This window comes from Spirosoma horti (genome assembly GCF_054776595.1).
The window spans coordinates 84,369-110,652 of the sequence record NZ_BAAHBQ010000004.1; the positions used below are offsets into that span (position 1 = coordinate 84,369).

Genomic DNA, 26,284 nt, shown 5'->3' on the forward strand with positions numbered 1-26,284 from the left:
AATTTTCTAGATTAAGTGTTTAGGTTTTGCTTAAAAAAAGGCAGTCAACTGGTGCATCTACCCCTTGCCGGACCGGAGAATCTGATGAATCAGGCAACATCCTGTGATTTGACCGGTTTTACCGCCCTCAAATTCTTCTGGCCAATAAGTAAAGGTTTACCGACATATGGCTTATGTTGTGGATGATTTTCGTGTCTCGACAAACCAATAGTTCCAATGCAAAAAAATTCGGCTCTTTTCATTTCCATTACACTTCTTCTTTTTCTTGTTTCCGGACAACCCCAAGCCCAGGACCTTCGCCCACCCGCCTATCCACTCATTACGCACGACCCTTATTTCAGCGTCTGGAGTACGACCGATAAACTAACCGATTCACCTACCCGCCACTGGACCGGAAAACCGCAATCGCTGGAGGGCATTGTTCGGGTAGATGGCCAGGCGTACCAGTTCCTGGGAGCCGTACCAACCAACTACGAAGCCATTGCGTCGACGGGGGAAACGCAGGCATACCCCGCCAAATACACGTTTAAAAAACCCAGCGAGGGCTGGGAGAAAACGGAGTATGCCGCCACGGGCTGGACGTCGGGCACGGGGCCTTTCGGTGATACACCGGAGGCTAAAACCAAGTGGACCACTAATGGGGCATCGAACGCATCAAAGGATATCTATTACCGACGCGAGTTCACTTATGACGGCAATGCCGATCCAGCCAAACTGGTTATGTCCATCAATCACGACGATGATGTGGTCGTTTACCTGAACGGCACGAAAATTCTGGATAAACCCGATTATGTCAACGAATATATTTATCTGCCGCTATCGGCCGCTGGTCAGAAAGCCCTTCGTAAAGGTAAAAACGTGCTGGCCGTTCATTGCGTGAGTCCGCGGGGTGGATCGTTTATCGATGTGGGTATTTTCAACCCGGTCAAGACGTCAGGTGTTACAGTCGCCACCCAAACGGGCGTGACCGTGTCAGCTACGCAAACGAATTATACCTTTTCGGCCGGGCCGGTGAATCTGGCACTAACGTTTATGTCGCCCCTGTTGCTGGATGAGCTGGACGTGGTGGCCCGACCAATCACCTATGTTACGGTCGACGTTCGTTCGCAGGATCGCAAGTCGCACTCGGTGCAGGTGTTCCTGAGCGAATCCGGTACAATGGCAACGAACACCATCGGGCAGGAAGTTGTGCTGAAAGCCGGGCAGGCACCCGGCCTGATCTACCAGACAGTGGGCACCGAAGCTCAGCCCATTCTGGCAAAAAAAGGCGATAATGTACGCATCGACTGGGGCTATGCGTATCTGGCCGTTCCGCAGGAAAGTGGTAACCAGACCGGAAATGGCATGGCACCAGGCCTCAAGCAGGCATTTCTGATGACGGGACAACTCCCCACAGATAACAAGGCATCTGTGCCGGGAAACAAGCCCCGTGCAGCTGCCGACGTAGCCCTCGCGACGGTGCTCGACTTTGGTAACGTGTCGAAACCGGCCGAAAAGCACCTGATGTTGGCCTATGATGATTTGTATTCTGTCCAGTATTTCAAGCAGAATCTACGTCCCTGGTGGCGCCGGGACGAGAAAACGACGATGCCCGCCCTGCTGCAAACGGCCGAAAAAGACTACAGTCGGCTGAAGGAAAAGTGCGACAAATTCGATAATCGATTACGGGCCGATGCCAAAAAAGCAGGCGGTAAAGAATACGCTGACCTGTGCGTGCTGGCGTATCGGCAGGCCATTGCCGCGCACAAAATTGTAGCGGGACCGAAAGGCGAAACGCTTTTCCTGTCGAAAGAAAATTTCTCCAATGGCTCGATCGGTACGGTAGATATCACATATCCGTCAGCCCCGCTGTTTCTGCTCTATAACCCAACTCTGCTGAAGGGCATGATGGAGCCGATTTTCCAGTATTCGGAAAGCGGTCGGTGGAAAAAACCTTTCCCGGCACACGATGTAGGGACGTATCCACAGGCCAATGGGCAAACCTACGGCGAAGACATGCCCGTTGAAGAATCTGGCAACATGCTGCTACTGGCCGGTGCCATTAGTGGAGCCGAAGGCAATGCTGATTATGCCAAACAACACTGGAAAACCCTGACAACCTGGGTCGAATATCTTAAAAAAGATGGCTTCGATCCGACAAATCAATTATGCACCGACGACTTCGCGGGTCATATCGCCCGCAACGCCAACCTGTCGGTGAAGGCGATTCTGGGCATTGCGGCTTATGGTCAGATGGCCGCCCAGTTAGGCGATAAAACAACGGCGCAGAGCTATTTGAAAACGGCTCGGGATATGGCCGTAAAATGGCAACAACTCGCCCTCGACAAAACACCGGGCCAGAAAGAACACTATGACCTGACCTTCGAGAATCAGGGCCATACCTGGAGCCAGAAATACAACCTGGTCTGGGATAAACTGCTGGGACTCGACGTGTTTCCGAAGGAAGTGACAGCGGTTGAAGTCGACTATTACCTGACAAAACAGAAACCGTACGGCCTTCCATTGGACAGCCGTAAAACCTACACCAAGTCGGACTGGATCATCTGGACGGCTACGTTAGCCAAGTCGGATCGCGATTTCGAAGCCTTTGTGAAACCCGTCTGGAAGTATGTCAATGAAACCCCCACCCGAGTTCCCCTCTCCGACTGGCACGAAACAACAAACGCCAAGCAGGTAGGCTTCCAGGCCCGTTCGGTGGTAGGTGGGTACTATATCAAAATGCTGGAAGGAAAGTTGAGTAAGTAAATGTCTTTACGGCCCCAACCGAAACGTCCGACGCTTCGGTTGGGGCCGTAAAGCTGTGTAACCAAGCCTACATTTTTAAAGCATGAACATTCCTCAACTCGTACACACTTCTCTCAGCCTCACCCTGCTGACGGCGGGCCTTGCCATCGCGCAATCACCCACTCAGAATTTACCCCGTGCGGCTCCCATCATGAGCCGGTGGGAAAAACAGCTCACGCCCGAAAATGCCTGGCGCGAATACCCGCGTCCGCAACTGGTTCGTAAGCAATGGCAAAATCTCAATGGCATGTGGGATTATGCGATCACGGCAAAAACAGCTCCGGTCCCAACAGATTTTTCAGGGAAAATTCTGGTTCCCTTCGCGGTTGAATCGACCGTATCGAAAGTCAACAAAGCCCTTACGGCCGATCAACGCCTATGGTATCGACGCACCGTTAGCCTCCCCACCGATTGGGCCGGGCAACGCGTCTTGCTTCACTTCGGCGCTGTCGATTATGAATGTACACTATGGGTAAACGGCGGACTCGTGGGGTCGCACACGGGCGGGTCTGATGCTTTTAGTTTCGACGTTACGGATTACTTGAAAGACGGCCAGAATCAATTGGTTTTAGGCGTAACGGACCCGACGTCTACCGGCGAGCAACCACGCGGCAAACAATTGTTGAATCCAAACAGCATCTGGTATACCCCGGTATCCGGTATCTGGCAGACGGTCTGGATGGAGCCCGTGCCGAAGCAAGCGTATATCGAAGAAATTCAGTTGACCCCCGAAGTCGACTCAGGGCGCGTGCGAGTCGATGTATTGCTCGACAAACCAGCCAATAATTACACAACAGCCATTCGAGTGACGGCTATGGATGGTAGTCAGACAGTGGCGACTACGCTGGTTCGGGCGGGGCGAACGGCTTACCTATCCCTGAAAAATCCCAAATTATGGTCGCCCGACAGCCCGTTTCTGTACAATTTAAAAGCCGAACTGGTAACTGTTACCGATCCGTTTGGCGAAATGCCCCGCAACCGACGCCCACGCCAGGATTCCGCCCTGAACAAGGCCTTTGCCAACGCAACCGTGACGGGCAACCCGTTCGATGTTATCACCAGCTACTTTGCCATGCGTAAAATAGCAATGGGCAAAGGGCCGAGCGTCGCTACGTCGATAGCCAACCAGCCGGTGTTGCTGCTTAACAACAAATTTGTGTTTCAAAATGGCCCCCTCGATCAGGGTTGGTGGCCTGGTAGCTTGCTGACACCACCGTCGGATGAAGCGATGACGTTCGAAATCGACTTCCTCAAAAAGTCCGGCTTCAACATGCTCCGCAAGCACATTAAAGTAGAGCCCGACCGCTATTATTACCTCTGCGACAAGCTCGGTATTCTGGTCTGGCAGGACATGCCATCGGGTTTTCTGGAAGGCCAGAACGAAGAGCCGGGCGACCAGTCCGAACCCATTCGCCGGTCGAAAGGTAAAGAGCAGTTTGAGCTTGAATTGCGCCGAATGATGAACCGGCTACACAATCACCCCAGCATTGTGACCTGGGTCGTGCATAACGAAGGCTGGGGCCAGTACGATAACAAACGCCTGGCCGATTGGGTAAAAGCCCTTGACCCAAGCCGGACGGTGAACGCTAGCAGCGGCTGGAATGACCTCGGTGCAGGTGATTTCTACGACATACATACCTACCAGGAAGAACCGCACGCACCAGCGCCCAAGACCGACCGCGTGGTTGTTATTGGCGAATTCGGGGGCATCGGCTGGCCGGTTCAGGGGCACCTCTGGAATCCTGAGATGCGCAACTGGGGCTACCAGACCTATCAGTCGGCCGACGATGTCCTGAAAGCTTACCAGAAAAAGTACGCCAAGATCATTGAGTATTATCAGAAACAGGCACTTTCGGCGGCCGTATATACGCAGACTACGGATGTAGAAGGCGAAGTAAACGGGCTACTCACCTATGATCGGGAAGTGATCAAGATTCCGGTCGAAACGCTTCGGAAAATCCACGCGCCTTTATTCAAATAGTCAGTCGCTTTCCCGCCAAAGCCTGAACCGGGCTGCAATTAAAATACCCCTTCCTAGCGCTAGGAAGGGGTATTTTAATTTTACCAAACTTTTAACTAATAGATTAGTTGTAAAACTAAACCATTAGTCATACCTTTCAATCGTAATCACTACCCTTTATAAAAATCATGCCGATACGTGAACTTACCAAAGCCGAAGAAGAGATTATGCGCGTGCTTTGGCAGCTCAAAAAAGGCTTTGTCAAAGATGTTTTAGCTGAACTGCCGGAGCCAAAACCCGCCTATAACACAGTTTCGACGATTATCCGCATTCTGGAGAAGAAGGAATTAGTGGGCTATACAGCTTATGGAAAAACGCATGAATATTACCCGCTTATTTCGGAAGAAGAGTACCGCCGGTTTCAGACAGAGCAGTTAATGGCAAATTACTTCGATAATTCACTCAAGAAGCTGGTGTCATTTTTCGTGCAGGATAAGACTATTAGCCTGAACGAAGCCGATGAGATTATCAACCTCCTAAACAAACAGAAGGATCAATGAACGCTCTCGACTATTTGCTTAAAGCGAACCTGTATGGGCTGCTGTTTGCGAGCTGCTACTGGTTCTTCCTGCGTCGGCACACGTTTTTTACGTTGAACCGGGTGTATCTGCTGATGTCGGCGGTTTTGTCGCTGGTTTTACCATTGGCCAGTTTACCCGCGCAAACGGTTGAGACCTTGCCAACTGATTGGCCGGTACCCGTGGGCGTTATCACCTTACCCGTGGCTACTGTGGCTACCGCAACCGCTCAACTTGGCCAGGCAAGTACCGCGCCTGACTGGGAGCAAATTGCCATGATTGCGTATGGCCTTATTGCCCTGCTGTTCGTGCTTCGCCTGGCTGTCCGGGTGGGCCGTTTATGCTGGCTCATTCAACGATCCGAACGGCAAGTTCAGGCCAATCACGTACTGGTGATAAACCTATCCGGACAGGCCAGTGACTCTGACGCACCTACTTTTTCGTTTTTCCGGTATCTGGTTCTTAACCCGGCCGATAAACACAATAGCCTCATCATCCGGCATGAGCTGGTGCATATCCGCCAGTACCACAGTGCCGATGTACTCGGTCTGGCCCTGCTTCGGGCGTTATTCTGGGCGTGTCCGGCCTTGTGGTTCATCGACAAAATGCTACGGCAGGTACACGAATTTCTGGCGGATAAAGAAGCCAGTCAGCCAACCGAATACGCCCGGTTCCTGCTTGACTACACGTTTGGCCTACAACCCGACGCGCTTACAAACGGCTTTTTTAACCCGCCTTTGCTCAAACAACGTATTCAAATGCTTTATCAGACAGCTACGCCACGCTGGGCACTAGGAAAATATATGCTGGTGCTCCCTCTGATGCTGAGTTTACTGGCCATGACTACCGCCCGGAAAGAGATTAAAACTCTCATCCGTCAGGCAACTGAAGATACAATAACCATTACAGGGCGAATAAAAAGCGCCGTAAGTGGAAAGCCATTGGCAGGGTCTATTGTCTTAATTAACGGCACAAGAAAAGGGACACAAACAAATGCAAAAGGCTTCTTCACTCTTATAAATGTTCCCAAGAATGCGACATTAAGCGTCAGTTTTGTTGGATTTCAAACGATGACCATACCGGTTGATGGGCGAACAGCGATTAGCGCATCATTAGCCTTGACGGACCCAAACGAATTACCCACTATGGGCGCTACGGCAGCGTATAGAGCCGTCAAACCTAATCCTGCTATGCCGATACGTACACCGCCATCAGTTGATACCATCAATGGTGAGGTGTATAGGGCGGTTGAAGAACGGGCTGTTTTTCCAACGGGTATTCCAGGATTGATGCAATATGTAGCTCACGCATTGCGCTATCCGGTAAAGGCTCGGACCAATGGAATTGAGGGCACTGTGCTGGTATCGTTCGTTGTATTGCCAACAGGTGCTATTGGCTCAGCCAGCGTGAAAAGGGGCATCGGTGGTGGTTGTGACGCCGAGGCCCTCCGTATCGTGAAACACATGCCGTACTGGCTACCGGCTAAGCAAAACGGGCAGGCAGTTGCCACACAGCACGTTTTACCCATTCAGTTTTCGCTGGAAAAGAAAGTCGAGGACAGACGAACAGGGCTGGTTATGCCTGAGTCAAAAGCTAGTTCAGAGCGACCAAGAGTGTATTATGTGGACAACAGCAAAAATGCACGTTTTGCTCTCTATAACGATGTGCAGACCAATAAAACTCCTTGGAGGTACCTGCCTGATTCCCTGCGAAAATCTAGTTCGCGTGTAACTATTCGGAGTAATGGATTCAGTATAGGCGATCCGCTGTATATCGTCGATGGTGTCGAGGCTAAAAATGGTATCGGTTACCTCGATCAAAAAGACATTGACAATGCCACTGTTTTAAAGGGTGAATCAGCCGCTAGCTACGGCGAGAAGGGCAAAAATGGAGTCGTACTCATAACCACAAAAAAGAAATGATCGGCTTCCTGAACTACGCACGTTTTCTCACATCGACAGCCCTGATATGGGCAGGGCTGACGGGTAATTTTTTCAGCCAGCATACAGGGAACCTCGCTGGCCGCTCGCCCGTATTCACCTGGGCTAGAACAGGCTCAATTATTCAGTCAGACACCCTTAAAAAGCAATCAGCAAAGCTTCATACCAAGCCCGTTCAGCCAGCAAAGCAAGCCAGCGAAACGCGCTACTCGGCACCGGGCCATTATACCGTTACGGTGCCAAGGGACAATATGCCCGGCGGAAAAGCTGATTTGATCCTGGTCAATGGCACCAAGCAAGTTGACCGGATTGGCGATGTCGATTCAAATACAATCGAGTCGATCGAACTGCTGAAAGACACCAAATCGATTGCTCGATATAAACTTCTCTACGGCGAAAAAGCGGCCAAAGGCATCGTCATTATTCACCTCAAAGGAACGAATACGTTATGAACGCTCTCCCCTATTTCCTGACGGCCAGCCTCTATCTGGCGCTCTTCTACGGTTGCTACAGCCTGCTTCTTCGACGCAACACGTTTTTCGGCCTGAACCGCGCTTATTTGCTGATATCGGTGATTTTGTCGCTCCTGCTTCCGCTGGTCGATTTACCAGGTGCAACAGCGGATTCAATGCCCGTTGGCGCCATTACGCTACCGACATTTGCGGTTGGCAACGCTCCCCGAAGCAATAGCCTGACAATAGCGCAATGGCTCTGGCTTCTTTATAGTATCGGCGTCGCTGGTATGCTCATCCGGCTTGGCGTGCATTTGCGAGCGGTGTTTGCCCTGATCAAACGAGGTACAATTGAACACAAGTCGGAGTATACACTTGTTCGGCTTCCCGATGGCTTACTAAGCCGGACGCCCTCCTTTTCCTTCGGGCGGTATTTAGTACTCAATCACACCGATGCCCGTACGCAACCGGAGGTGTTGATGCGCCACGAGAAAGCCCATATTCGCCAGCGCCACACCGCCGACATACTCTTTATCGAGCTGGTGCAGGCACTGTTCTGGTTTAACCCGATGCTTTGGCTCTACAAAGGTGCCTTGCAGGAAGTTCACGAATTTCTGGCCGACCGATCGGTCCTTCAAACGCCCCAACCTGATTATCCGCGTCAGTTGGTAGCCTACGCGCTTAACATTCCATCCACTGCCTTAACAACCCCTTTTGTCTCTAAATCAACCCTTAAACAACGCATCGTTATGTTACAAAAACCGCAAACACACCGCCGGGCTTTACTCCGTTACGCCCTCGTGTTCCCACTGGCCGCTATGCTGACCATGTGCACCCAATCGGAGCAGGATCAGACCGCCCTCACAACAGCCGACGCTTCGGCCCGAAAAACGGTGAAAGTAGAAGGTGAAATCTTTACCGTTGTCGAAAACCAGCCCGAATTTCCGGGAGGCATGAAGGAACTAACATCCTACATGGAGAAGAATCTGAAATACCCCGAAGCTGCGCAAAAAGCGAATGTTCATGGACGGGTGTTTGTTAGTTTTATTGTCACGAAAACGGGTGAAATCACCGATATACAACTCCTGAAAGGGATTGGCTACGGTGCTGATGCCGAAGCGGTGCGGGTTGTCCAAAACATGCCCAAATGGACACCAGCCAGACAAAATGGTCAGCTTGTCAATGTGAAGTATAATCTGCCGATCAACTTTCAGGCGGATGAGGCAACGCCGGTTACAAATGAGTCCGCTTTTAAGGGTATAGATGTATTTTTGGTTGATGGAAAGCCCGTTACCGAAAAAGAATTCAAGGCTATTTCACCAGACAAAATTGCCCGGATGGATGTTGATACGCCCAACAAGAAAGTTTCTATCACCACTAAATAAGCTACATCAATCCAACTAGTTGTATCCATTTCGTGCCCCGGAGCTTATTAATAAGCTCCGGGGCACATTCTTTTTACAGACCAATGAACCAAGAACGCCCGCTCGTTCCTTAGTAGTAGATAATCGTTCTCTGTTACTAATGAATCGCATTCTGTACTGGTTCCGTAACGACCTTCGTCTGCACGACAATGAGGGATTTGTTCGCGCGCTTGACGACGCCGATCAGGTGCTGCCCGTATTCGTGTTTGACCCCCGCTGGTTTACGCCACACCCTCGGCTGGGCTTTTCTAAAACGGCGGTTTTTCGGGCCAATTTTCTGATTGAAAGCGTTGCCGATCTCCAGCAGTCACTCCGAAACAAAGGCGCCGACCTGATCATCCGAATTGGCAATCCGGCCGATGTGCTGCCCGAACTGGCCAGCGAAATCAATGCATCGACCATGTATACAAGCAAGGAGATTACACAGGAAGAAACTGACGTGGAGTCGAAATTGAGTAACAAGCTCAAACCGCTCAATATCGATATTAAGTTTTTCTGGATGAGTACGCTGTACCATGTCCGGGATTTACCGTTTACGATCTCGCGGTTACCCGATGTGTTCACCCAGTACCGGCATCAAATCGAGAAAAGTGTCAGCATTCGTCCAACGTTTCCAACGCCAGAAGCCGTCACATTCGTGCCCAATGTGTTGCCCGGTGATATGCCTACACTGACAACACTTGGTTTTGATAGCGAAGCCCGACAACGGGTCGAACAACCGGATTTACGGCGGGCAGTAGCCTTTAAAGGGGGCGAACACGCAGCGCTTGACCGACTTAACCACTACCTGTGGCAAACCGATCGGATTACAACTTACAAAGAAACCCGCAACGGGCTCCTCGGCGACGACTATTCGAGTAAGTTCTCAGCCTGGCTGGCCAACGGATGCCTGTCGCCCCGGTTGATCTATGAAGAAATAACACGGTACGAAAACGAGCGGGTTAAAAATGAGTCGACATATTGGCTGGTTTTTGAGTTACTGTGGCGCGACTTTTTCCGGTTCGTCGCCCTGCGGTTCGGTACCCGAATCTTTAAGAGCAGTGGGATCAAACATGACCTCAACCGGAAATTCATTCAGGATGAAGCGCTATTCCAACGATGGGCGGAAGGCAAAACCGGCATCCCGTTTATCGACGCCAATATGCGCGAAATGAACGCCACCGGATTTATGAGCAACCGGGGCCGACAAAACGTTGCCAGTTTCCTGGTCAGTGACCTAGGCTTGGACTGGACCTGGGGAGCGGCTTATTTTGAAAGCAAACTTATCGATTACGACCCATGCAGCAACTGGGGTAATTGGAACTATGTAGCCGGTGTGGGCAATGACCCACGCCAGTTTAGCAACGGGCAGCCCCGCTATTTCAACATCTACAGCCAGGCCACGCGGTACGATGAGCAAGGCAATTATGTGAAACACTGGCTTCCGGAATTGACGCGGGTACCTGCAGATCAGGTACATCTTGTTTCAAATTTGAGCGCTGCTCAACAGGAACAGTACGGCGTGGTGCTGGGTATCGATTACCCGTTGCCGGTTGTGGATCCGTCCAGGTGGATAACAAAACCCACTCCTTAATTTACTCTTGTAGTGGCTTTATGACAGGAGAGGTTTTGAGAAGCCTCGCCTGTCAGTTTTAGAAACTGATGCAGCACGGCCATACGCCTGCTATAAATTCTTCTCGATAAAATTGGTCATCATCTGGTAAAGATGCAGCCGCGTATTGCCACCGTAAACACCATGATTGCGATTCGGATAATAAAATGACTGAAACTGCTTGCCAGCGGCAATGAGCGCATCCTCGAAGGCAATCGAATTTTGGAAATGCACATTGTCATCGCCGGTGCCGTGAATAAGCAGATACGGACCACTTAGTTTGGCCGCGTGTGTGACCGGGGAGTTATCGTCGTAACCCGGTGCGTTTTCCTGCGGCCGTTTCAGGTAACGTTCGGTGTAAATCGTGTCGTAAAAGCGCCAGTTCGTGACGGGTGCCACCGAGATACCCGCTTTGAATACATCTGCACCCAGCGTCATGCAGAGGGCGCTCATGTAGCCGCCATAACTCCAGCCCCAAATGCCAACCCGAGCCGGATCGACAAAGGGGAGCGTTTTCAAATCACGCGCTGCGGCAATCTGATCCTCTGTTTCGAGTTTACCAAGCTGTGCATACGTGGACGTGCGGAAAGCAGTGCCCCGCGCGCCCGTACCCCGCCCGTCCACCGATACGATAATGTATCCTTTTTGCGCCAGTGTCTGATACCAGAAGAAATCGCGGCTGTCCCAGTCATTTTTGACCGTTTGCGAGCCTGGTCCACCATAGACAAACATCAGAACGGGGTACTTCTTTGCTCCTGTACTATCGAAATTTGCGGGTCGGATCATCCAGCCATTCAGGGGGGTGCCATCGGCAGCTTTAGTCTGAAAAAACCGCTTGGGAGACAGCGTATAGGCCGTTAATCGTGTTTTTAAAGCCTCATTCGATTCCAGTACGCGCTGATCTGTAGGCGTTTGGGTGTCCCGTAAGCGAACCGTTACAGGCGTATTGGCCGCCGTGTGGTACAACAGGTAGTAGGCGAAATCCGGGCTAAAGTTGGCGGCATAAGTGCCAGCCTCGCTGGTCAGTTTTTGCTTATTCTGCCCATCCAGCCCGACACGGTACAAATGCCGGTCGAGTGGCGACGCTTCGGTAGAGGTAAAGAAAACGGTGCCCGTCTTCTCATCGACGCCCGATACGGTGGCCACCTCAAAATTGCCCGACGTAATGGGTTGAATCAACTTACCGCCCATATCGTAACGATATAGGTGCTTGTAACCACTGCGTTCGCTACTCCAGAGAAACGATTTACCATCATTCAGGTACGTCAGGTCGTCGGTAAATTCCAGATCGACATAGGTAGCACTGGTTTCGGTCAGGACCGTTGTGGCCTGTCCGGTCGTGGCGTTAACGTGCAGTAAATCAAGCTTGTTCTGTAGGCGATTCATCCGGCGAATGGAGAGCAGATTTGCGTTTTTCGTCCACTGAATCCGGGGTAGATACTTATCCGTCTCCACACCTGTTTGTGCCTGTACTTTTTTGCCCGTCAGTACATCGGCTATCCAGACCGTTACGGCCGAATTGGCTTCGCCCGCTTTGGGGTATTTGAACCGATACTCGATCGGATATAAATTACCCCAGAGCTGCATATCGTATTCAGGAACGCGGCTTTCGTCGAACCGGATCCAGGCAAGACGCTTGCTGTCCGGCGACCATTCGAAGGCGCGTGCCATGCTGAATTCTTCTTCGTAAACCCAGTCAGCTCCGCCGTTGATAATGGCATTCTGTTTGCCGTCCGTCGTGAGTTTCGTTTCTTTCTTCGTGCCAAGGTCAACGACAAACAGGTTGTTGTCGCGCATGAACGCAACGCGCTTGCCATCGGGCGAGAAGGTTGCATACTGTTGTTTACCGCCTTTGCTCAGCGGAACCAACTGTTTGGTAATAAGGTCGTAGACATAAAATTCGGCTTTGCTCGACCGACGGTAGATAGGTTCTTCCTGCGTGGTAATGAGCATTTTTCGCTCGTCCGCCGATAATTGGTAGCCGTCGACAGTGACTTTTTCCCCGCTTCCCGACACGGTTGCCTGCCGGGCATCGAACAGTGTTTCTACCGGTGCACCGGTGGTGATGGTAAACTTGACGATCTTGCCGCCATCCAGGGTGGTATAAAATCCGCCGGTTTTCATCCAGTTGACCGCTTCTACCGTACGTTGACTGAACACGCCCTGGTTGCGCCCCCAGATGTCATCGAGCGAAACCGTTTTCAATGACTGACCAATGGTGGAAATCGTACTGAGCAAAAGAAGTATTCCCGTCAGCCAATACCGGATTTTCATGATCTCAATTTATTAATGATGTGCTACAAATAGAACGGTTCGCCATTGCAGTGGCGAACCAACGCAACGGCGAACCGTTCTGTATCTACTGAATTTATTTTACTGTTTCGGCGGGAACGCTGCCGGGCAACAAACCCTTCCGTTTCAGTAGGGCGTCGGTAAAGCGCAGGTCGTTATCGCTCGTAAAAATGTTAAATGGCAGGTATAAAAACTGCGCTTTCGAGAGGCCTTTAGTAACGGTTCTGGCAATCCAGTTAGCCTTTACATTCGACATGGCTTCGGCATTGTCCAGAAACAGGATATAAGCGTCCTTGTCTTTGATAACACTATCGATCTGGCTCCATTTCAAAATGCCGCCTTCTTTGGCGTTGATGCGCATCAAAATCTGACGGCTATCAATTTCATAAACGTATTTCTGAAACAAGGCTTTACTCTGTTCCATCTGAGCAATACCCGTGATCTGAACGGCCCAGAAAAGTACGTATAGAATGGTGAGCAACACAATGACAATATAAATCCAGTAATTAGGATATACGTTCGTCAGGTTCAGTACCACATTCAGCATAATAAGAGCCAATGGCACAAAGGCCCACTTCCAGTTGTCTTTTACCCACTGCCGTAGGGCGATATTGATATACGTTTTTTGGTCTAACGCGTATTTTTTAGTCTTAACAATCATAGTACCTCTACATGAAAGTGCAAAGATAAGAGAAAGATATAGGATAAGAGATGTATGATGTAGGATAAGAGGTGTATGATGTATTGCTTTCGCGGCCAGATACACCCTATATCCTACATCATACATCACTCTCTACTCTTTTCTAAAGTGCAGGGCGCTAATCGCGTATTGGTGATCGGGTGTCTGACGCATGAGGACATATACCGAGAATACCTGCCCTCCCGTTGCATAGGTGCCCGTGCTGTAGCGAAGTTTATCCGACGCGCCCCGATAAACGAATTGAAAACCATGGGGCGGGTACTTGCGAAAAAAGGAGCGTAAAATCAATTCGGCATGAGTAGCCTGCAAAGCCTGAAATTCAACGTTTTCGGCATCAATGACCAACTCAATCGTTTTTGCAAAACGCGCGGATAACCGACTGGCATCGCCATTTCGTAGCGATGTACCCACCAGTTGGGTAATATCAGCTTCTGACGGGACCTTTCCGGGAGACAGGCAGAGCCACAGGCTGACAATAAAACTAATAAGCATGTTCATAGATGGATAAAGCTTGACTAGCTTTCTACCATTAAAGGCGAAAATTGTGCCAACTAAATACATTGCCGATATTTCATTGGCTAATGGCTTTTTCTCCATCTTTACACCGCCAAAAATTTCGTTGACTCCTACATGAATACCCTCCAGCCGACGCTTATCCTGAATGCAGAGCAGATCCGTCAGAAAATCAGACGGATAGCGTTCCAGATTTATGAGAATAATTTTGAAGAACCAGCTTTATTATTGGCCGGTATTTCGGGAGAGGGGTATGTACTGGCACAGGCATTGGCAAAAGAATTGCAAGCTATCGCTCCGTTTTCCGTCAACCTGCTTAAACTTAATCTCGACAAAACACAACTGGCTCAACCGCTCGTGCAGGCTGACCAGCCTGCCACTGCGTATACCGATACGGTCGTGATCGTGATCGACGACGTTTTGTATACCGGCCGTACGCTGGCGTTTAGCTTACAGCCTTTTCTGACCGTGCCGGTTCGCAAGTTGCAGGTTGCCGTGCTGGTGGATCGCAATCACCCCCGCTACCCTGTTTCTGCCGATTACAAAGGCTATGAACTGAGTACAACGCTCACCGAACGCGTTGACGTGGTGCTTAGCGATGAAAGCCGAATGGGCGTTTATTTAACGTAATCATCGACACAACTCCTAAAGGGTAAGCGGCTGATAATTAATGAATTTAATTATTAGCCGCTTACCCTTTAGGATATACTTTCATTACAACTTAATTCACGCTCGTGTGCTGCGAACCAGGCCTATGCCAGCAAAGAAGAAGATGCCACCCAGAATGACATACACGAAAGAAGCCTGAGAAACACCGCCCTTGGTGAAGTCGATACCACCGTAGATGAGACCAATTAAACCGACAAGTGTCAGAATAATACCCAATACACTTTTAGCATTCATACGCCGAGTTTTTTAGTGAGAATGACAGGTTACCGGGTGAATAACTACCATCAGCCAAAATCCTCCCAAAAATTATGGTTTCTGTTGAACACTCTACTCCAGAAGCACCATAATATCCTCCTTTGTCAGCGATTTCATGAAATTTTCTTCGGTCGTAACCAGGCTCCCGGCCAGCTGCTGTTTGGCTCGTTGCAGCGACAGGATTTTTTCTTCGACGGTATTTTTGGCGATGAATTTATAGGTGAATACCGTTTTCAATTGCCCGATGCGGTGCGCCCTGTCTACAGCCTGCGCTTCGATAGCGGGATTCCACCAGGGGTCCAGAATGAACACATAGTCGGCAGCGGTCAGATTGTGACCCAGGCCACCCGCCTTTAGCGAAATCAAAAACAATTTTATCGAATCGTCGGTCTGGAATAACTCCACCTGGCTCTTGCGGTCGACCGTAGACCCGTCCAGATACGCATACTTGGTACCTTTCTCTTTCAAATACTGCTGAACGACGTTTAGGTGTTTAATGAACTGACTGAACACCAACACCTTGTGATTCTCGGTCATGGCCGTTTCCAGTCGCATCAGCATATCATCCAGCTTACCCGAATCGCCTTCATAATCCGCATCGACCATGCGCGGGTGATTGGCAATTTGCCGAAGTTTGGTCAACCCCTGCAGGACGATCATCTGCGATTTGGCAATGCCTTCTTCTTCGATCCGCTCCAGAATCAGGTTCCGGTAGTACGATTTTGCTTCTTCATACTGAGCCGACTGGTCGGGGGTCATATCGCAATACAGGACACTCTCTACCTTGGCTGGCAGATCGGTGGCGACTTGTGCCTTATTTCGCCGAAGCATAAATGGCTTGATCAGCGCGTACAATTTTCCAGTTTTTGCTTCGTCGTGCCGCTTCTCGATCGGAATCTGAAACTCATTCCGGAAAAATGACTGACTGCCCAGCAAACCCGGATTGATGAACGACATCTGCGACCAAAGGTCCATCGTGCTGTTTTCGAGTGGCGTTCCGGTCAGAATAAGCCGGTGGCTCGTATTGAGTTGCATCACCGCTTTTGTAATGTGCGACGACGGATTTTTGATCGCCTGCGACTCATCCAGAATAACGTAGTTGAACCGGTAGTCGCTCAACAAATCAATATCAATACGGACGATGCCATAAGAGGTTAAAATCAAATCGTACCCATCAAATTGAGCCGTATTTTTTTCGCGGTATGTGCCGGTATACACCATTACGCGTAAATCGGGCGTAAACTTTTTGGCTTCCAGTTCCCAGTTGTATAACAACGAGGTCGGCATAACCAGCAAGCTGGGTTCGGTAGCACCCGCTTCTTTCTGACCCTGGAGCATTGCCAGTGTCATCACGGTTTTACCCAGACCCATATCATCGGCCAGGCAACCGCCAAACCGGTACTGCCGCAGGAAATTCATCCAGTCATAGCCTGCCTGCTGATAGGGCCGTAAGCTTCCGTTGAAGCCTTTGGGTAATGGAAATGGCTCGATCTCTTCGAAGTTCCGTAAACGTTCGAGTTTTCGGCTAATGATGGTTGTTGCCAGATTTTCCCGCTCCAGTTCCTGCACCAGGGCCAGATGGTATTTATGCAAAACCAGCCGTTCATTGTCGTCGATACCGCCCGCATGTTCCAGAAAACCAAACAATTCAGAATATTTAGTGAACCAGGCGTTGGGAATAACGGCGATCTCGCCATTGGGCAGAGTAAACTCGTGTTTTTTGTTGAGGATAAGCGTTCGTAAGGTTAGAAACGGAATCTCAAACTCTCCGAAGCGAACATTGGCGTAGATATCGAACCAGTCGCGCCCCTCTTCAATGGACACGTTAATGCTCGAATACCCCAGGAAATAGCGTTTGGTATCTTGTGCATCCTGCCGAAGTAAAAAGCCGGCCTCCTGAAGTTGACTATTGTTGTTCGACAGCCAGGAGAAAGCTTCGGCCTTCGACACCGCAAGCCTGCCATGCCGTAAATCCAGACCGGCGTCCTGCAGAAAGGCAAGCTTATTCCGCTCCAGACGCTGATCCCGGCGTATTTTATGGAAAATGTACTCGTCATTTTTCTTTTCCAGACTCACATTGGCCAATGCGCCGGAACTCTCGAACCGAAACATAAAATCGCCATACTGAAACGACAGATCGAAAACAATACGCTGGTTGGTTCCCTCTTCGCTGTCGACAACCTCGGGGCCTCCCTGAAAGATAGGAACGGCTACGGAACGGCTCGACTGCACCATCTCCGAAACCGTTAGAACGGGCACTGGCTCAATGGCTTCGGTACGAATTTCAAAACCCTTGGCATATACGTCATACGAAGCAATCAGGGGAGTAACAAAGCGCTCGTAATATTGCTGCTCGATGTTTCGGGGAATAACGATATGGTTTTTCGTAAAGAACGGCCGTAGTTTTTTGCCATCTACATTCTTACTGAAGTGATAAAGTCGATTGCCAACCATCAGGTAGGCTGGTTCATCGCAAATCATCAGGGCATCCTTGAACTGGAATTCGACCCGCTCGGTCTCGCTGGTCTGTCCATCTTTCGCACCGCCTTCGCGCGGAGTCACCGGATAGCGGATAATTGGGAAATAGTGCGTCGACTCGGTATTGCGAACAAAGTGAAAATGCACACGGGCTGGTTCGGGCATCCAGACGATCGGCTCCCAGGCGGGATTACCATCGTTTCCCATGATATAAAAAGGCTTACCGGGCAGCAACGCCATAATTTTAGCCTTAACCGTTTCCAGATGCCCACCAATCGTTTCCTGAATAAGCTTGTCCCCCTTTTGCGGATCGTATATTTTCAAGAAGAAATCAACGGCGGGTAACTTCTTGGTGTTGAATTTCTTAACAATAAAATCCTGCTGAATCGTATCGATGAGTTTTACCAGTTCGAAGTCCCGGTCGTCCAGTCCTTTAGCAAACTCACTGACGTTTTGGGCAGATAATGTCTGATTTTGTAAGGTCAATTCGCCCTTACTGTTGCGCTGCACCACAAAAGCCTCAATCAGATAACCTAGAAACTCGTGATCCAGTAACGAATACACGATTTGAAACGGCTGCAAAGGCGATACTTTCATGATAACAATATCGTTCAGGCCAGCCCGTTGGGGGTTGGGTAGAACGCCGGGAATAGGTGAACAATTTCAGAAAAGAAACTGCGTGGATATAATGGCGGACAAGCATAGAAAGACCAATCAAAGTTGCTCATAATGAGCGAATTAACGGCCGTCTACATTTATCAAAGGTGTCAAATATACGAATCAAAACAAAATGTACAAGTGAGAATTTGACAAAATCAGTAAACGGGAAATTCTATTGTCAAACCTGTTATACGTTGACAAAAATGGGCAAAAATTTAAGGAGACTACAAGGCAGGCAATTTCACAAAAGGTAAAATGGGCGGTACGCACATATGGTCAGGGACTTAGGCAGAGCATTCTTAAAATTCATGATTTGACAAGCGTAATACAGCCTGGATTAAGGCGCGAATATGTCACCAGGTTTATCGTAATCAAGCCAACTCTGGCGTTTCTGATGACAATAAATAGGCTTACAAACTACATTTATCCAAATCAAAAAGATATATAATATAAGTTGATTATACCCCTGATTTTGGTTATTTTTAATCTATGAAACACATCTCCATCCTAATCCCTAAAGGGCATTGCAGTTTAACAAATATTGAGGGCGCTCACCAGATACTTTCCGAAGTAAACAGCTTTCTTGCTGGTATGGGAAAGCCGCCCATATTTACCATTCAATTCATTGGCCTTTCAAAGGAAATCTCACAACGAAATGGCTTATTTACGATAAATCCGGATCATTTAATCGAGGATATAAAAAAGACAGATTTAATTATTATTCCCGCCCTGCACGGCGATCCCGTAAAGGCTATCGAGCTGAATCGAGCCTTTATTCCCTGGATTCTACATCAACATAACCAGGGTGCCGAAATCGCCAGTTTTTGCATAGGGGCTTTTTTCCTGGCTGCTACGGGCTTATTGACAGGCAGGCAATGCGCCACTCACTGGAAACTGGCTAACGAGTTCCGAACTATGTTCCCGGATGTACATCTTGTCGATGATAAAATAATGACCGAAGATGGGGGCATCTACACAAGCGGGGGCGCTTATTCGTATTTAAACCTGCTGGTGTACCTGATTGAGAAATATGCCGGGCGGGCAATGGCTGTTCTGACAGCAAAGGCCTTTATGATTGATATTGACCGGACGAGCCAATCACCGTTTATTATTTTTCAAGGGCAGAAAAACCATGAAGATGAGCCCATAAAAAAAGCGCAGGAATTTATTGAAACTAATTTTCAGGACAAAATTTCCGTTGATCAACTGGCCGACAGGTTTGCCCTGGGTCGACGCAGTCTCGAACGTCGGTTTAAAAAAGCAACCTCCAATACCGTTAGTGAATACATTCAACGGGTAAAAATTGAAGCCGCTAAAAAGAATTTAGAAACCAGCCGAAAAAATATTAATGAAGTAATGTATGACGTCGGCTATTCTGACACGAAAGCATTTCGCATTATTTTCAAAAAAACGACTGGCATGACGCCCGTTGATTATAGAAATAAGTACAATAAAGAGGCTATTTTTGCGTAGCAAGTTTATTGGTTAAGGCATAATGTTCAGATGCTAAAAACGAAAAAAGGTCGCTAGAAATAGCGACCTTTTTTCGTTTTGTACCAGGAGCGGGAGTCGAACCCGCACGGGCTTGAGGCCCACAGGATTTTCGTACCAACTACAGCTTTCGCTGCACATTGCCAATTGCAATGATTTGTGGTCTGGACTTTCTCTTCACCATATCCTGCCAATGGCAAGGACGTAGGTGCCGCCTGTTAAGTCTCTACACCTTCCACGTCAGATTTCTCTAACGGGCTTGGCTCGGGATTGCCAATCAAGTTACACTTGGTAAGGTTTCCCCGAATTTAAGCGGTTCTACTGCGAACGTTTCCATTCGCGCACTCAATTTTTTGATATTCTTAGCTCGATAATTATCTGTAAGCGCATGGCAATTAGGACAGAGCAACTCAAGATTATCTAATGAATTATCTGCCTTTACTCCATTTTTGTGATGCAGTTCCAAAGGAATTGGATTAGATATCCATTCTGACAAATTACATGATTCACAAACGTGTTTTTTATAACCTTCTTTCAAAAGTCGTTTTTTGATCTTGTGAGTTTGATAGGTGCGATGAGTACCACTAAAGATATCCGCCATAAAAATAGACTCCTTCGATGGCTTCTTCTTCAAACCTAGTCCTGATTAATTGGCGTAAAAGCAATTAAGTTTCTTTGCATGGAAACACAATTTTTGTAATTCATACCCAGTGTCAAAGCTGCCTTTGCCATACTATCAGACGTCACACAAACGTCAATCAATTTCTCCTCAAAAGAAGATCAAACACGTAACGCGCCATATAATCAAGAAAGTACTATTCTCAATTACAGCATAAAATCGAACATATCAAAGAACTAAGTCCGGCGTGTCTACCAGTTCCACCATCCCGGCATTCCATGCCCCGAATTAACGGAGCGGCATTTACAAAAAAAGCACCGGGGTCGGTGCCTTTTTGTTGAGCGAAAGACGGGGTTCGAACCCGCGACCTCGACCTTGGCAAGGTCGCGCTCTACCAGCTGAGCTACTTTCGCGATTCAATTTCGCCTGCCTATCGGCGAATTGTGGATGCAAAGGTAGCCTATTTTTGGCGCTTGTCAAGAGTTCACCTCAAAAAAATTTCAATAAAAATCTCAAGTTTTCTATCAAAAACTGATTCTGAGCGAGTTAAGGGCCATTTTTACAATAAGGGCTCGTTAACTTGTGTATCGAACACGCCCGTTAATACCTGCCCGTTTCGCTTAACCTGCACCCAGATTCGGTAATGCCCGGCTCGCGGAAAAGCGTAAGGAAACTCGACCATGTTGTTCGTCTTCATTTGGTGGCTCATGCCCGGCATGGCTGCTGCCAGCAACTTGTTTTTCTCCGCTTCCGGCATCGTTTTGAGCCTGGCAATATACAAGTCGATGCTATCGCGGAAATGGACAGCATCCGGATAGTGAAACGTTCGGGCAGTGTCTGCAATGCGCCCAACCAACGATCCCTCAGCCGCCATCGAGTATGTCCCAACGGGATGAAGGTGAATGTAGACCGTACCATCGGAGCGTAAAATAACGGCATGGCCGCCCATACCCAGATAAGGCTCTACCGGAGCCGCTTTGCCCTGTGCATCGGCCACCGCAAATTTCAGGGTATACAGCTTACCGGCTTCCAAAACCGGCGACGCTTTATCCATCCAGAGCATCGTAGAGCCATCGGCAAGCTTGACACTGGCGCCGGGCTTGCCACAAACCACCATGTCATTATCCAGATGAGGTATGTTCTCTGCACCAGCTTTTACGCCCATCGGTTCGGCCACAAGCCAGCTATCGTCGCTATCGGAAGGTTTAGAAACGTTCGCAGCAGGAAGTGAACCGGCAGTCTTCAGGCCAGGCACGTCGACGGTATCGGTAAGGGTCTCGGCGAAACCACTTCGATACACCACGTCGGTATAGAGCAGGTATTTACCACCCGGCAGCGCAGGCAATGTGGCTTCATACGTCAGGGTATCACGCCGGTTTGGGTGAAGGTGGGCGAACGCATCCAGTCCCGGTCTGGATGGACCCGGCATGCGCACCAGAAATGCGTGCATCAGTTTACCATGATCCGGTAAGATGTAGCTCAGTGTCCGCCGTTTTTGCCGATCCTTACCAAAGCCGGTTGTATCAAACTGAATCGTGAGTTGTCGTTGGCCGTCGGCAACCTTTACTGACGAACGAATGGGCGTTGGGCGATACAATTGAACGTTCCGATAGTCTTCGGCGGTGCTGTTCCACCACGACCGCCAGCCAGCCAGAATCAGCACGATAACTACCAGCCCGACACTCATACCCGCCAGCCGACGACGGCCAATTTTAGCCGGAGGTGCCTGACCGGGTGCCACAACACCGTCGGCATTACTAGCCCCAATAATGGTTATCAACATAACGACGAGCAACAACCCCATGGCGGCTAGCCCGAATCCGGTTCCTTCGGGCATGTCACGCAGGGCGGTGGCAACGGCCATAACGGGCACAACGACCTGCTGTTTGCCATCAGGACCGTCTATGCTTAATTCAATACTCGATGAACCGGAATCCATCAGCCACAAATCACCCTCATAGCGGTTTTGGCCGGTGGGTGCCAGAATATCGTGCGTTGGCGCACCCTTGTCGCCGGAACGGAAATAAATCGGGCGCGCGCCAATGCTGCCCACACGCCCCTGTTCCACAAACACCGTTACGCTGGCCGTGCCGGGCACCACATCAGGCGGTTTGATACTGATCAGGAGTTGATATTTTCCGGCCTGTTTCTGCACGATCACGCCCGAACTACCCACGTGGGCAGAGGCTACTGGTGCTTGAGTGAGTGCCAGAAGGAATGCATAGAGGAACAGGAATTCCTTGATCCAGTTGTATTTTTTATTAGTGGTCATGTGCTTGATTCGACTAGCTTCTTTTTCTACCGTACGATTCGTTTCATCCAGTTACCCCAAAGCAGGCCAATACGGGCGGAGAGGGTGGCATAGAGCAATGCTTTTCCAAAACCAATCCCAAAATCAGTGGCCGACTGTAGGTTCCATGGGGCCATTATAAAGCGATACGTTCGGTTAGGATCGCTGTTATATGGAGCCGTGTAGGACAGAAAAAAGCCATTACGGGCAAAAGGTGATGTGTGCAAAAACTCGCCAAATGGCCACTGGATAATCAGAAGAGCAACCAGAAAGGCCGTTGCATATAACCCGGCCAGTACCCAATCGGATAGCTTCCGGCGTTTAGCGGTCGTCGTATCGAACCGATGCATTAACCAATCCAGAACAAAAGCCGGAACGATGAGCAGTATCGGAAAATGAAACGGCTGATAGTGCGTGATTGGATTCAGCACGGGTCCCAGTCGGGGGGTGGCAGGGAAATTCTGAATAATCCAGCTCGGCAACCCCTGCGCCAGAAAATAAAGCCCGGCAATAGTCGTAATGGGCCAGCGTAACAACGACGCCCGCCCAACGGCCAGCAGGAAAAATGGAAAAACAATAGCGGCCGTGATGTAATAACTCGAATGGTGTGATCGCCCTGATCCCATCATGCCCGATGCCATGACAAATAGCATCGTCAGGACAAGAGCGGCCGAGATGGCAAACAGCCATTTCAGGCGGGTGGCCCGTTGATGCTGGTCCAAGCTTTGCACACCGACCGGATTTCGATATTGATTCTGCAAGGCCAGCACGCCCACCATAGCCCCAAATTGGACGGTCATGATGCCGATCGCCAGAATGGTATGCGGTGGGGTCAGAATCTGAACATCCAGGCCATACGTATTGTGCCACCAGTCGTCGAAGGGAGCCGACGTGAGCATGGCCAGGGCACCCCAAACGCTGAACATAGCTCCCAGCGAACCGTAGAAAACGCCCCAAAATGGAACCGCGCTGGCCCGGCCCGGATGGTTCTTGGTTAAGGTCAGGCTCAGAATCTGGTAGGCCGAAAATAAACCCGATACAATGGCCCCCACATAGATCAGTGTGTGGGGAGGAGCTAAGAGTCCATCACGGCCAATACTGATGTGCCACATGATGTCCCAGAGTAGCCCCCAAACGACGCAAAGTGACGAAAAAACGACCGCATAAATGTAAGTGGGTATGCCCAGTCGCCAACTAACCGACCGCGTGGCTGACTGCGCACGACCGGTTTGAATTGACGAAGGAATTGCAGGTTGCATAGAGGAACGAATTACGGAGTTAAGCCTTAAAGATAACGAAATTAATGGCTTCATCTGCCCGAAAAACCGCTAAGTCTGGCTGTTGGCTAAGCGGTTTTTAACCGGTCGTTCTATCGCCAACCGATCTCCAGATAAGGCCCTCGGCGTCAATTCGGTAGCCAACAAAACTCTACCGGGCAATTCGTTTCATCCAGTTACCCCAGAGCAGGCCAACCCGGGCGGAGAGAGTAGCGTAGACCAGCGCTTTCGCAAAGCCAGCCCAGAATCCAGCGGCCGACTGTGTATTCCAGGGCGCGAAGGCAAACCGATACTGCCAGTCGGGTGGGCTGTCGTACGTCCAGGAGTACGATAGAAAAAAGCCATTCTGCGCGTAGGGCGAGGTGAGCAGAAATTCGCCAAATGGCCATTGTACGGCCAGCAAGATAACCATGAAGGCAACCCCATATAAACCAGATAATACCCAGTCGTTCGGTTTCTTTTGACCATCCCTGGCCGAATCGAAGCGGTGCATCAGCCAATCGAGAACGACTCCCGGTATAATCAGCAACAACGGGAACATAAATGGTTGATAGTGCGTGATTGGGTTCAGAACAGGACCAAGCCGGGGAGTGGCGGGAAAATTCTGCAGTATCCAGCTTGGCACCAGCATCCCTACTATATAAATTCCGGTAATGATGGTGATGGGCCAGCGCAGCATGGACGCCCGCCCGACGGCCAGTAAATAAAATGGCAAGATGATAGCGGCTGTCGCATAATAACCAGACTGGTGGGTTTCCCGCATACCCATTGACTCTGACATCAGCGTATAAAGCATAATCAGAAGCAACCCGGCTGCCAGCGCAAAAAGCCATTTTAAGCGAGCCAGTTGCTGTAAACTACCGCCCCCGGGCATAGCCGTTTGTGCACGATACTGGTTTTGGAGAGCCAGTACGCCAGCCATAGCCCCGAATTGCACGGTCATGATGCCGATCGCCAGAATGGTATGCGGTGGGGTCAGAATCTGAACATCCAGGCCATACGTATTGTGCCACCAGTCGTCGAAGGGAGCCGATGTGAGCATGGCCAGAGCGCCCCAAACGCTGAACATGGCTCCCAGCGGTCCATAGAAAATGCCCCAGAAGGGAACCGCGCTGGCCCGACCCGGATGGTTCTTGGTTAAGGTCAGGCTCAGAATCTGGTAGGCCGAAAATAAACCCGATACAATGGCCCCTACATAGATGACAACGTGGGGAGGAGCCAGTAGGCCATCTCGTCCGATGCTCATGTGCCACATAATGTCCCATAGGAGACCCATGATCACGCAAAACGACGAGAAAACAACCGCATAAATGTAGGCGGGTATGCCCAGTCGCCAACTACCGGAACGAGCATCCGACTGCTCACGGCTGACATGAAATGAGGAAGGAAATGAAGATTCCATAAAAAGAACGGGCTAAGAAACGGTATGGTAAGGAAGGCCAAACTTACCTAAAAGTTGCACACATCAGGCTAAAATTAGTGCGTACGGTAGCTAATTTTATCAGGCACACTATACTGTCAGTCAGGCCGGTACATTTTGATTGGTGGCGTACCCGGAAAATAGATGTACCCTTAGCCAAGCGGGAGTCAAACGGCCAACTTGAGCCAACGGGACACCAATCAAATGGTTTATGACGTTATTTGCATAACCATTCGTGTTCCGACCCAATCACCATGTTACGTCTAACCTCATCGGTACGCATTTTCCTGCTCTCGGCAAAGACACTTGTATTTCTGGGACTTGGCCTGTCGATGACGGCATGCGTTCCTGACTTTTTACTGTCCGACCCCGACTGGGTCGTGATCGAAGCGGGGGAGCACGAACCCAACCCTAAACGGAAGGTAGGCATCGTTATCAGTCCCAAAGAAATATCGGCAACGGTTACCTTCGATAGCTCCTGCATTTACGATGTCGGCGCTGTTGATGCCGATGACTGGAACAAAGTAATTGGTCTGGGGTTTGTGGGCTCTAAAGATCAGGACATTACAACCGGCGTCCCCCCACACCAGGTCGATGGGGCCCGGGTAGGCTGGCGCTGGAATCCGCAACGCGGTCGCATCGACCTGGGCGCTTACATCTATGTGGAAGGGGTACGCACTGACTTCAAGGTTGCAGAAACAGCGCTGAATACGCCCACCAAACTAACCATCAAAATCGACTACGAACGGAAAGTGTATCAGGTTTTAGGGGGTAAAACCGTGCCGTTCACCCACAACAAGTCGTTTGCCTATAATACAGGTCTTTACTTCGGCGGTAATCAGGTAGCTCCGCACCGCATTCGGGTAAAAATTGTCGATTAATCCGTTCGTT

19 protein-coding genes and 1 tRNA gene are annotated in these 26,284 nt (G+C 49.8%); 10 read left to right on the forward strand and 10 right to left on the reverse strand.

The window, feature by feature from the left end; genetic code table 11:
• The first annotated feature begins 216 nt into the window (after window positions 1-216).
• The 7 genes from ACYVAM_RS11930 (at window position 217) to ACYVAM_RS11960 (ending at window position 10,711) form a co-directional block, all read left to right on the forward strand.
• Window positions 217-2,745 carry a glutaminase family protein gene (locus tag ACYVAM_RS11930; RefSeq protein ID WP_461067196.1) on the forward strand — a complete coding sequence of 843 codons (2,529 nt, stop codon included), beginning with the start codon at window positions 217-219 and terminating at the stop codon, window positions 2,743-2,745.
• Window positions 2,746-2,827: 82 nt separating this feature from the next.
• Window positions 2,828-4,765 carry a glycoside hydrolase family 2 protein gene (locus tag ACYVAM_RS11935; protein ID WP_461067198.1) on the forward strand — a complete coding sequence of 646 codons (1,938 nt, stop codon included), beginning with the start codon at window positions 2,828-2,830 and terminating at the stop codon, window positions 4,763-4,765.
• Window positions 4,766-4,932: 167 nt separating this feature from the next.
• Window positions 4,933-5,304 (forward strand): BlaI/MecI/CopY family transcriptional regulator, encoded by a 372-nt coding sequence (locus ACYVAM_RS11940; RefSeq protein ID WP_461067200.1) that lies wholly within the window; start codon window positions 4,933-4,935, stop codon window positions 5,302-5,304.
• Window positions 5,301-7,244: a TonB family protein gene (locus ACYVAM_RS11945; RefSeq protein ID WP_461067202.1), complete on the forward strand. Its 1,944-nt coding sequence runs from the start codon at window positions 5,301-5,303 to the stop codon at window positions 7,242-7,244. Before ACYVAM_RS11940 ends, ACYVAM_RS11945 begins: the two co-directional genes overlap by 4 nt.
• Window positions 7,241-7,714, forward strand: coding sequence for a hypothetical protein (locus tag ACYVAM_RS11950; RefSeq protein ID WP_461067204.1), 474 nt, complete (start codon window positions 7,241-7,243; stop codon window positions 7,712-7,714). The genes ACYVAM_RS11945 and ACYVAM_RS11950 overlap by 4 nt, the downstream gene beginning before the upstream one ends.
• Entirely contained in the window at window positions 7,711-9,099 is a 1,389-nt protein-coding gene (locus ACYVAM_RS11955; RefSeq protein ID WP_461067206.1) for a TonB family protein, read from the forward strand. Before ACYVAM_RS11950 ends, ACYVAM_RS11955 begins: the two co-directional genes overlap by 4 nt.
• A 139-nt stretch (window positions 9,100-9,238) precedes the next feature.
• A complete protein-coding gene (locus ACYVAM_RS11960) occupies window positions 9,239-10,711 on the forward strand; it encodes a DASH family cryptochrome (protein ID WP_461067208.1) in 1,473 nt (490 codons plus the stop codon).
• A gap of 90 nt (window positions 10,712-10,801) precedes the next feature.
• Here ACYVAM_RS11960 and ACYVAM_RS11965 read toward each other — a convergent pair whose 3' ends face one another.
• From ACYVAM_RS11965 to ACYVAM_RS11975, 3 genes are all read right to left on the reverse strand, one after another.
• Window positions 10,802-13,003 (reverse strand): S9 family peptidase, encoded by a 2,202-nt coding sequence (locus ACYVAM_RS11965; RefSeq protein WP_461067210.1) that lies wholly within the window; start codon window positions 13,001-13,003, stop codon window positions 10,802-10,804.
• A gap of 94 nt (window positions 13,004-13,097) precedes the next feature.
• The gene (locus tag ACYVAM_RS11970) at window positions 13,098-13,682 is read right to left on the reverse strand and encodes a YcxB family protein (RefSeq protein ID WP_461067212.1); all 585 of its coding nucleotides are present in this window, start codon (window positions 13,680-13,682) and stop codon (window positions 13,098-13,100) included.
• 132 nt (window positions 13,683-13,814) lie between these two features.
• Window positions 13,815-14,213, reverse strand: a complete 399-nt coding sequence (locus ACYVAM_RS11975) for a DUF4783 domain-containing protein (RefSeq protein WP_461067214.1) — start codon at window positions 14,211-14,213, stop codon at window positions 13,815-13,817.
• Between the two features lie 138 nt (window positions 14,214-14,351).
• Here ACYVAM_RS11975 and ACYVAM_RS11980 point away from each other — a divergent pair, with 138 nt between their 5' ends.
• Window positions 14,352-14,864 (forward strand): phosphoribosyltransferase family protein, encoded by a 513-nt coding sequence (locus ACYVAM_RS11980; protein ID WP_461067216.1) that lies wholly within the window; start codon window positions 14,352-14,354, stop codon window positions 14,862-14,864.
• Between the two features lie 96 nt (window positions 14,865-14,960).
• Here the strand turns inward: ACYVAM_RS11980 and ACYVAM_RS11985 are convergent, their stop codons facing one another.
• Window positions 14,961-15,137 carry a hypothetical protein gene (locus ACYVAM_RS11985; protein WP_461067218.1) on the reverse strand — a complete coding sequence of 59 codons (177 nt, stop codon included), beginning with the start codon at window positions 15,135-15,137 and terminating at the stop codon, window positions 14,961-14,963.
• Between the two features lie 93 nt (window positions 15,138-15,230).
• Window positions 15,231-18,233: a DEAD/DEAH box helicase gene (locus tag ACYVAM_RS11990; RefSeq protein WP_461067220.1), complete on the reverse strand. Its 3,003-nt coding sequence runs from the start codon at window positions 18,231-18,233 to the stop codon at window positions 15,231-15,233.
• Window positions 18,234-18,785: 552 nt separating this feature from the next.
• Here ACYVAM_RS11990 and ACYVAM_RS11995 point away from each other — a divergent pair.
• On the forward strand, window positions 18,786-19,769 hold the full coding sequence (locus tag ACYVAM_RS11995; RefSeq protein WP_461067222.1) for a GlxA family transcriptional regulator: 984 nt from the start codon (window positions 18,786-18,788) through the stop codon (window positions 19,767-19,769).
• A gap of 295 nt (window positions 19,770-20,064) precedes the next feature.
• Here the strand turns inward: ACYVAM_RS11995 and ACYVAM_RS12000 are convergent, their stop codons facing one another.
• From ACYVAM_RS12000 to ACYVAM_RS12020, 5 genes are all read right to left on the reverse strand, one after another.
• On the reverse strand, window positions 20,065-20,421 hold the full coding sequence (locus ACYVAM_RS12000) for an HNH endonuclease signature motif containing protein (RefSeq protein ID WP_461067224.1): 357 nt from the start codon (window positions 20,419-20,421) through the stop codon (window positions 20,065-20,067).
• 325 nt (window positions 20,422-20,746) lie between these two features.
• A tRNA-Gly gene (locus ACYVAM_RS12005) sits at window positions 20,747-20,819 on the reverse strand.
• A gap of 146 nt (window positions 20,820-20,965) precedes the next feature.
• Entirely contained in the window at window positions 20,966-22,678 is a 1,713-nt protein-coding gene (locus ACYVAM_RS12010; protein ID WP_461067226.1) for a hypothetical protein, read from the reverse strand.
• A 26-nt stretch (window positions 22,679-22,704) separates the two neighbouring features.
• Window positions 22,705-23,955, reverse strand: a complete 1,251-nt coding sequence (locus ACYVAM_RS12015) for a hypothetical protein (protein WP_461067228.1) — start codon at window positions 23,953-23,955, stop codon at window positions 22,705-22,707.
• Window positions 23,956-24,124: 169 nt separating this feature from the next.
• On the reverse strand, window positions 24,125-25,375 hold the full coding sequence (locus tag ACYVAM_RS12020; RefSeq protein WP_461067230.1) for a hypothetical protein: 1,251 nt from the start codon (window positions 25,373-25,375) through the stop codon (window positions 24,125-24,127).
• 272 nt (window positions 25,376-25,647) lie between these two features.
• On the opposite strand from ACYVAM_RS12020, the gene ACYVAM_RS12025 reads away from it, so the two are divergent.
• Complete coding sequence (locus ACYVAM_RS12025) at window positions 25,648-26,274, forward strand: hypothetical protein (RefSeq protein WP_461067232.1); 627 nt, start codon at window positions 25,648-25,650, stop codon at window positions 26,272-26,274.
• The last annotated feature ends 10 nt before the right edge of the window (window positions 26,275-26,284 follow it).

Coding starts and splice junctions, on each gene's coding strand:
- ACYVAM_RS11930 (WP_461067196.1), top strand. CDS start 217: ATGCAAAAAAATTCGGCTCTTTTCATTTCCATTACACTTCTTCTTTTT.
- ACYVAM_RS11935 (WP_461067198.1), top strand. CDS start 2,828: ATGAACATTCCTCAACTCGTACACACTTCTCTCAGCCTCACCCTGCTG.
- ACYVAM_RS11940 (WP_461067200.1), top strand. CDS start 4,933: ATGCCGATACGTGAACTTACCAAAGCCGAAGAAGAGATTATGCGCGTG.
- ACYVAM_RS11945 (WP_461067202.1), top strand. CDS start 5,301: ATGAACGCTCTCGACTATTTGCTTAAAGCGAACCTGTATGGGCTGCTG.
- ACYVAM_RS11950 (WP_461067204.1), top strand. CDS start 7,241: ATGATCGGCTTCCTGAACTACGCACGTTTTCTCACATCGACAGCCCTG.
- ACYVAM_RS11955 (WP_461067206.1), top strand. CDS start 7,711: ATGAACGCTCTCCCCTATTTCCTGACGGCCAGCCTCTATCTGGCGCTC.
- ACYVAM_RS11960 (WP_461067208.1), top strand. CDS start 9,239: ATGAATCGCATTCTGTACTGGTTCCGTAACGACCTTCGTCTGCACGAC.
- ACYVAM_RS11965 (WP_461067210.1), bottom strand. CDS start 13,003: ATGAAAATCCGGTATTGGCTGACGGGAATACTTCTTTTGCTCAGTACG.
- ACYVAM_RS11970 (WP_461067212.1), bottom strand. CDS start 13,682: ATGATTGTTAAGACTAAAAAATACGCGTTAGACCAAAAAACGTATATC.
- ACYVAM_RS11975 (WP_461067214.1), bottom strand. CDS start 14,213: ATGCTTATTAGTTTTATTGTCAGCCTGTGGCTCTGCCTGTCTCCCGGA.
- ACYVAM_RS11980 (WP_461067216.1), top strand. CDS start 14,352: ATGAATACCCTCCAGCCGACGCTTATCCTGAATGCAGAGCAGATCCGT.
- ACYVAM_RS11985 (WP_461067218.1), bottom strand. CDS start 15,137: ATGAATGCTAAAAGTGTATTGGGTATTATTCTGACACTTGTCGGTTTA.
- ACYVAM_RS11990 (WP_461067220.1), bottom strand. CDS start 18,233: ATGAAAGTATCGCCTTTGCAGCCGTTTCAAATCGTGTATTCGTTACTG.
- ACYVAM_RS11995 (WP_461067222.1), top strand. CDS start 18,786: ATGAAACACATCTCCATCCTAATCCCTAAAGGGCATTGCAGTTTAACA.
- ACYVAM_RS12010 (WP_461067226.1), bottom strand. CDS start 22,678: ATGACCACTAATAAAAAATACAACTGGATCAAGGAATTCCTGTTCCTC.
- ACYVAM_RS12015 (WP_461067228.1), bottom strand. CDS start 23,955: ATGCAACCTGCAATTCCTTCGTCAATTCAAACCGGTCGTGCGCAGTCA.
- ACYVAM_RS12020 (WP_461067230.1), bottom strand. CDS start 25,375: ATGGAATCTTCATTTCCTTCCTCATTTCATGTCAGCCGTGAGCAGTCG.
- ACYVAM_RS12025 (WP_461067232.1), top strand. CDS start 25,648: ATGTTACGTCTAACCTCATCGGTACGCATTTTCCTGCTCTCGGCAAAG.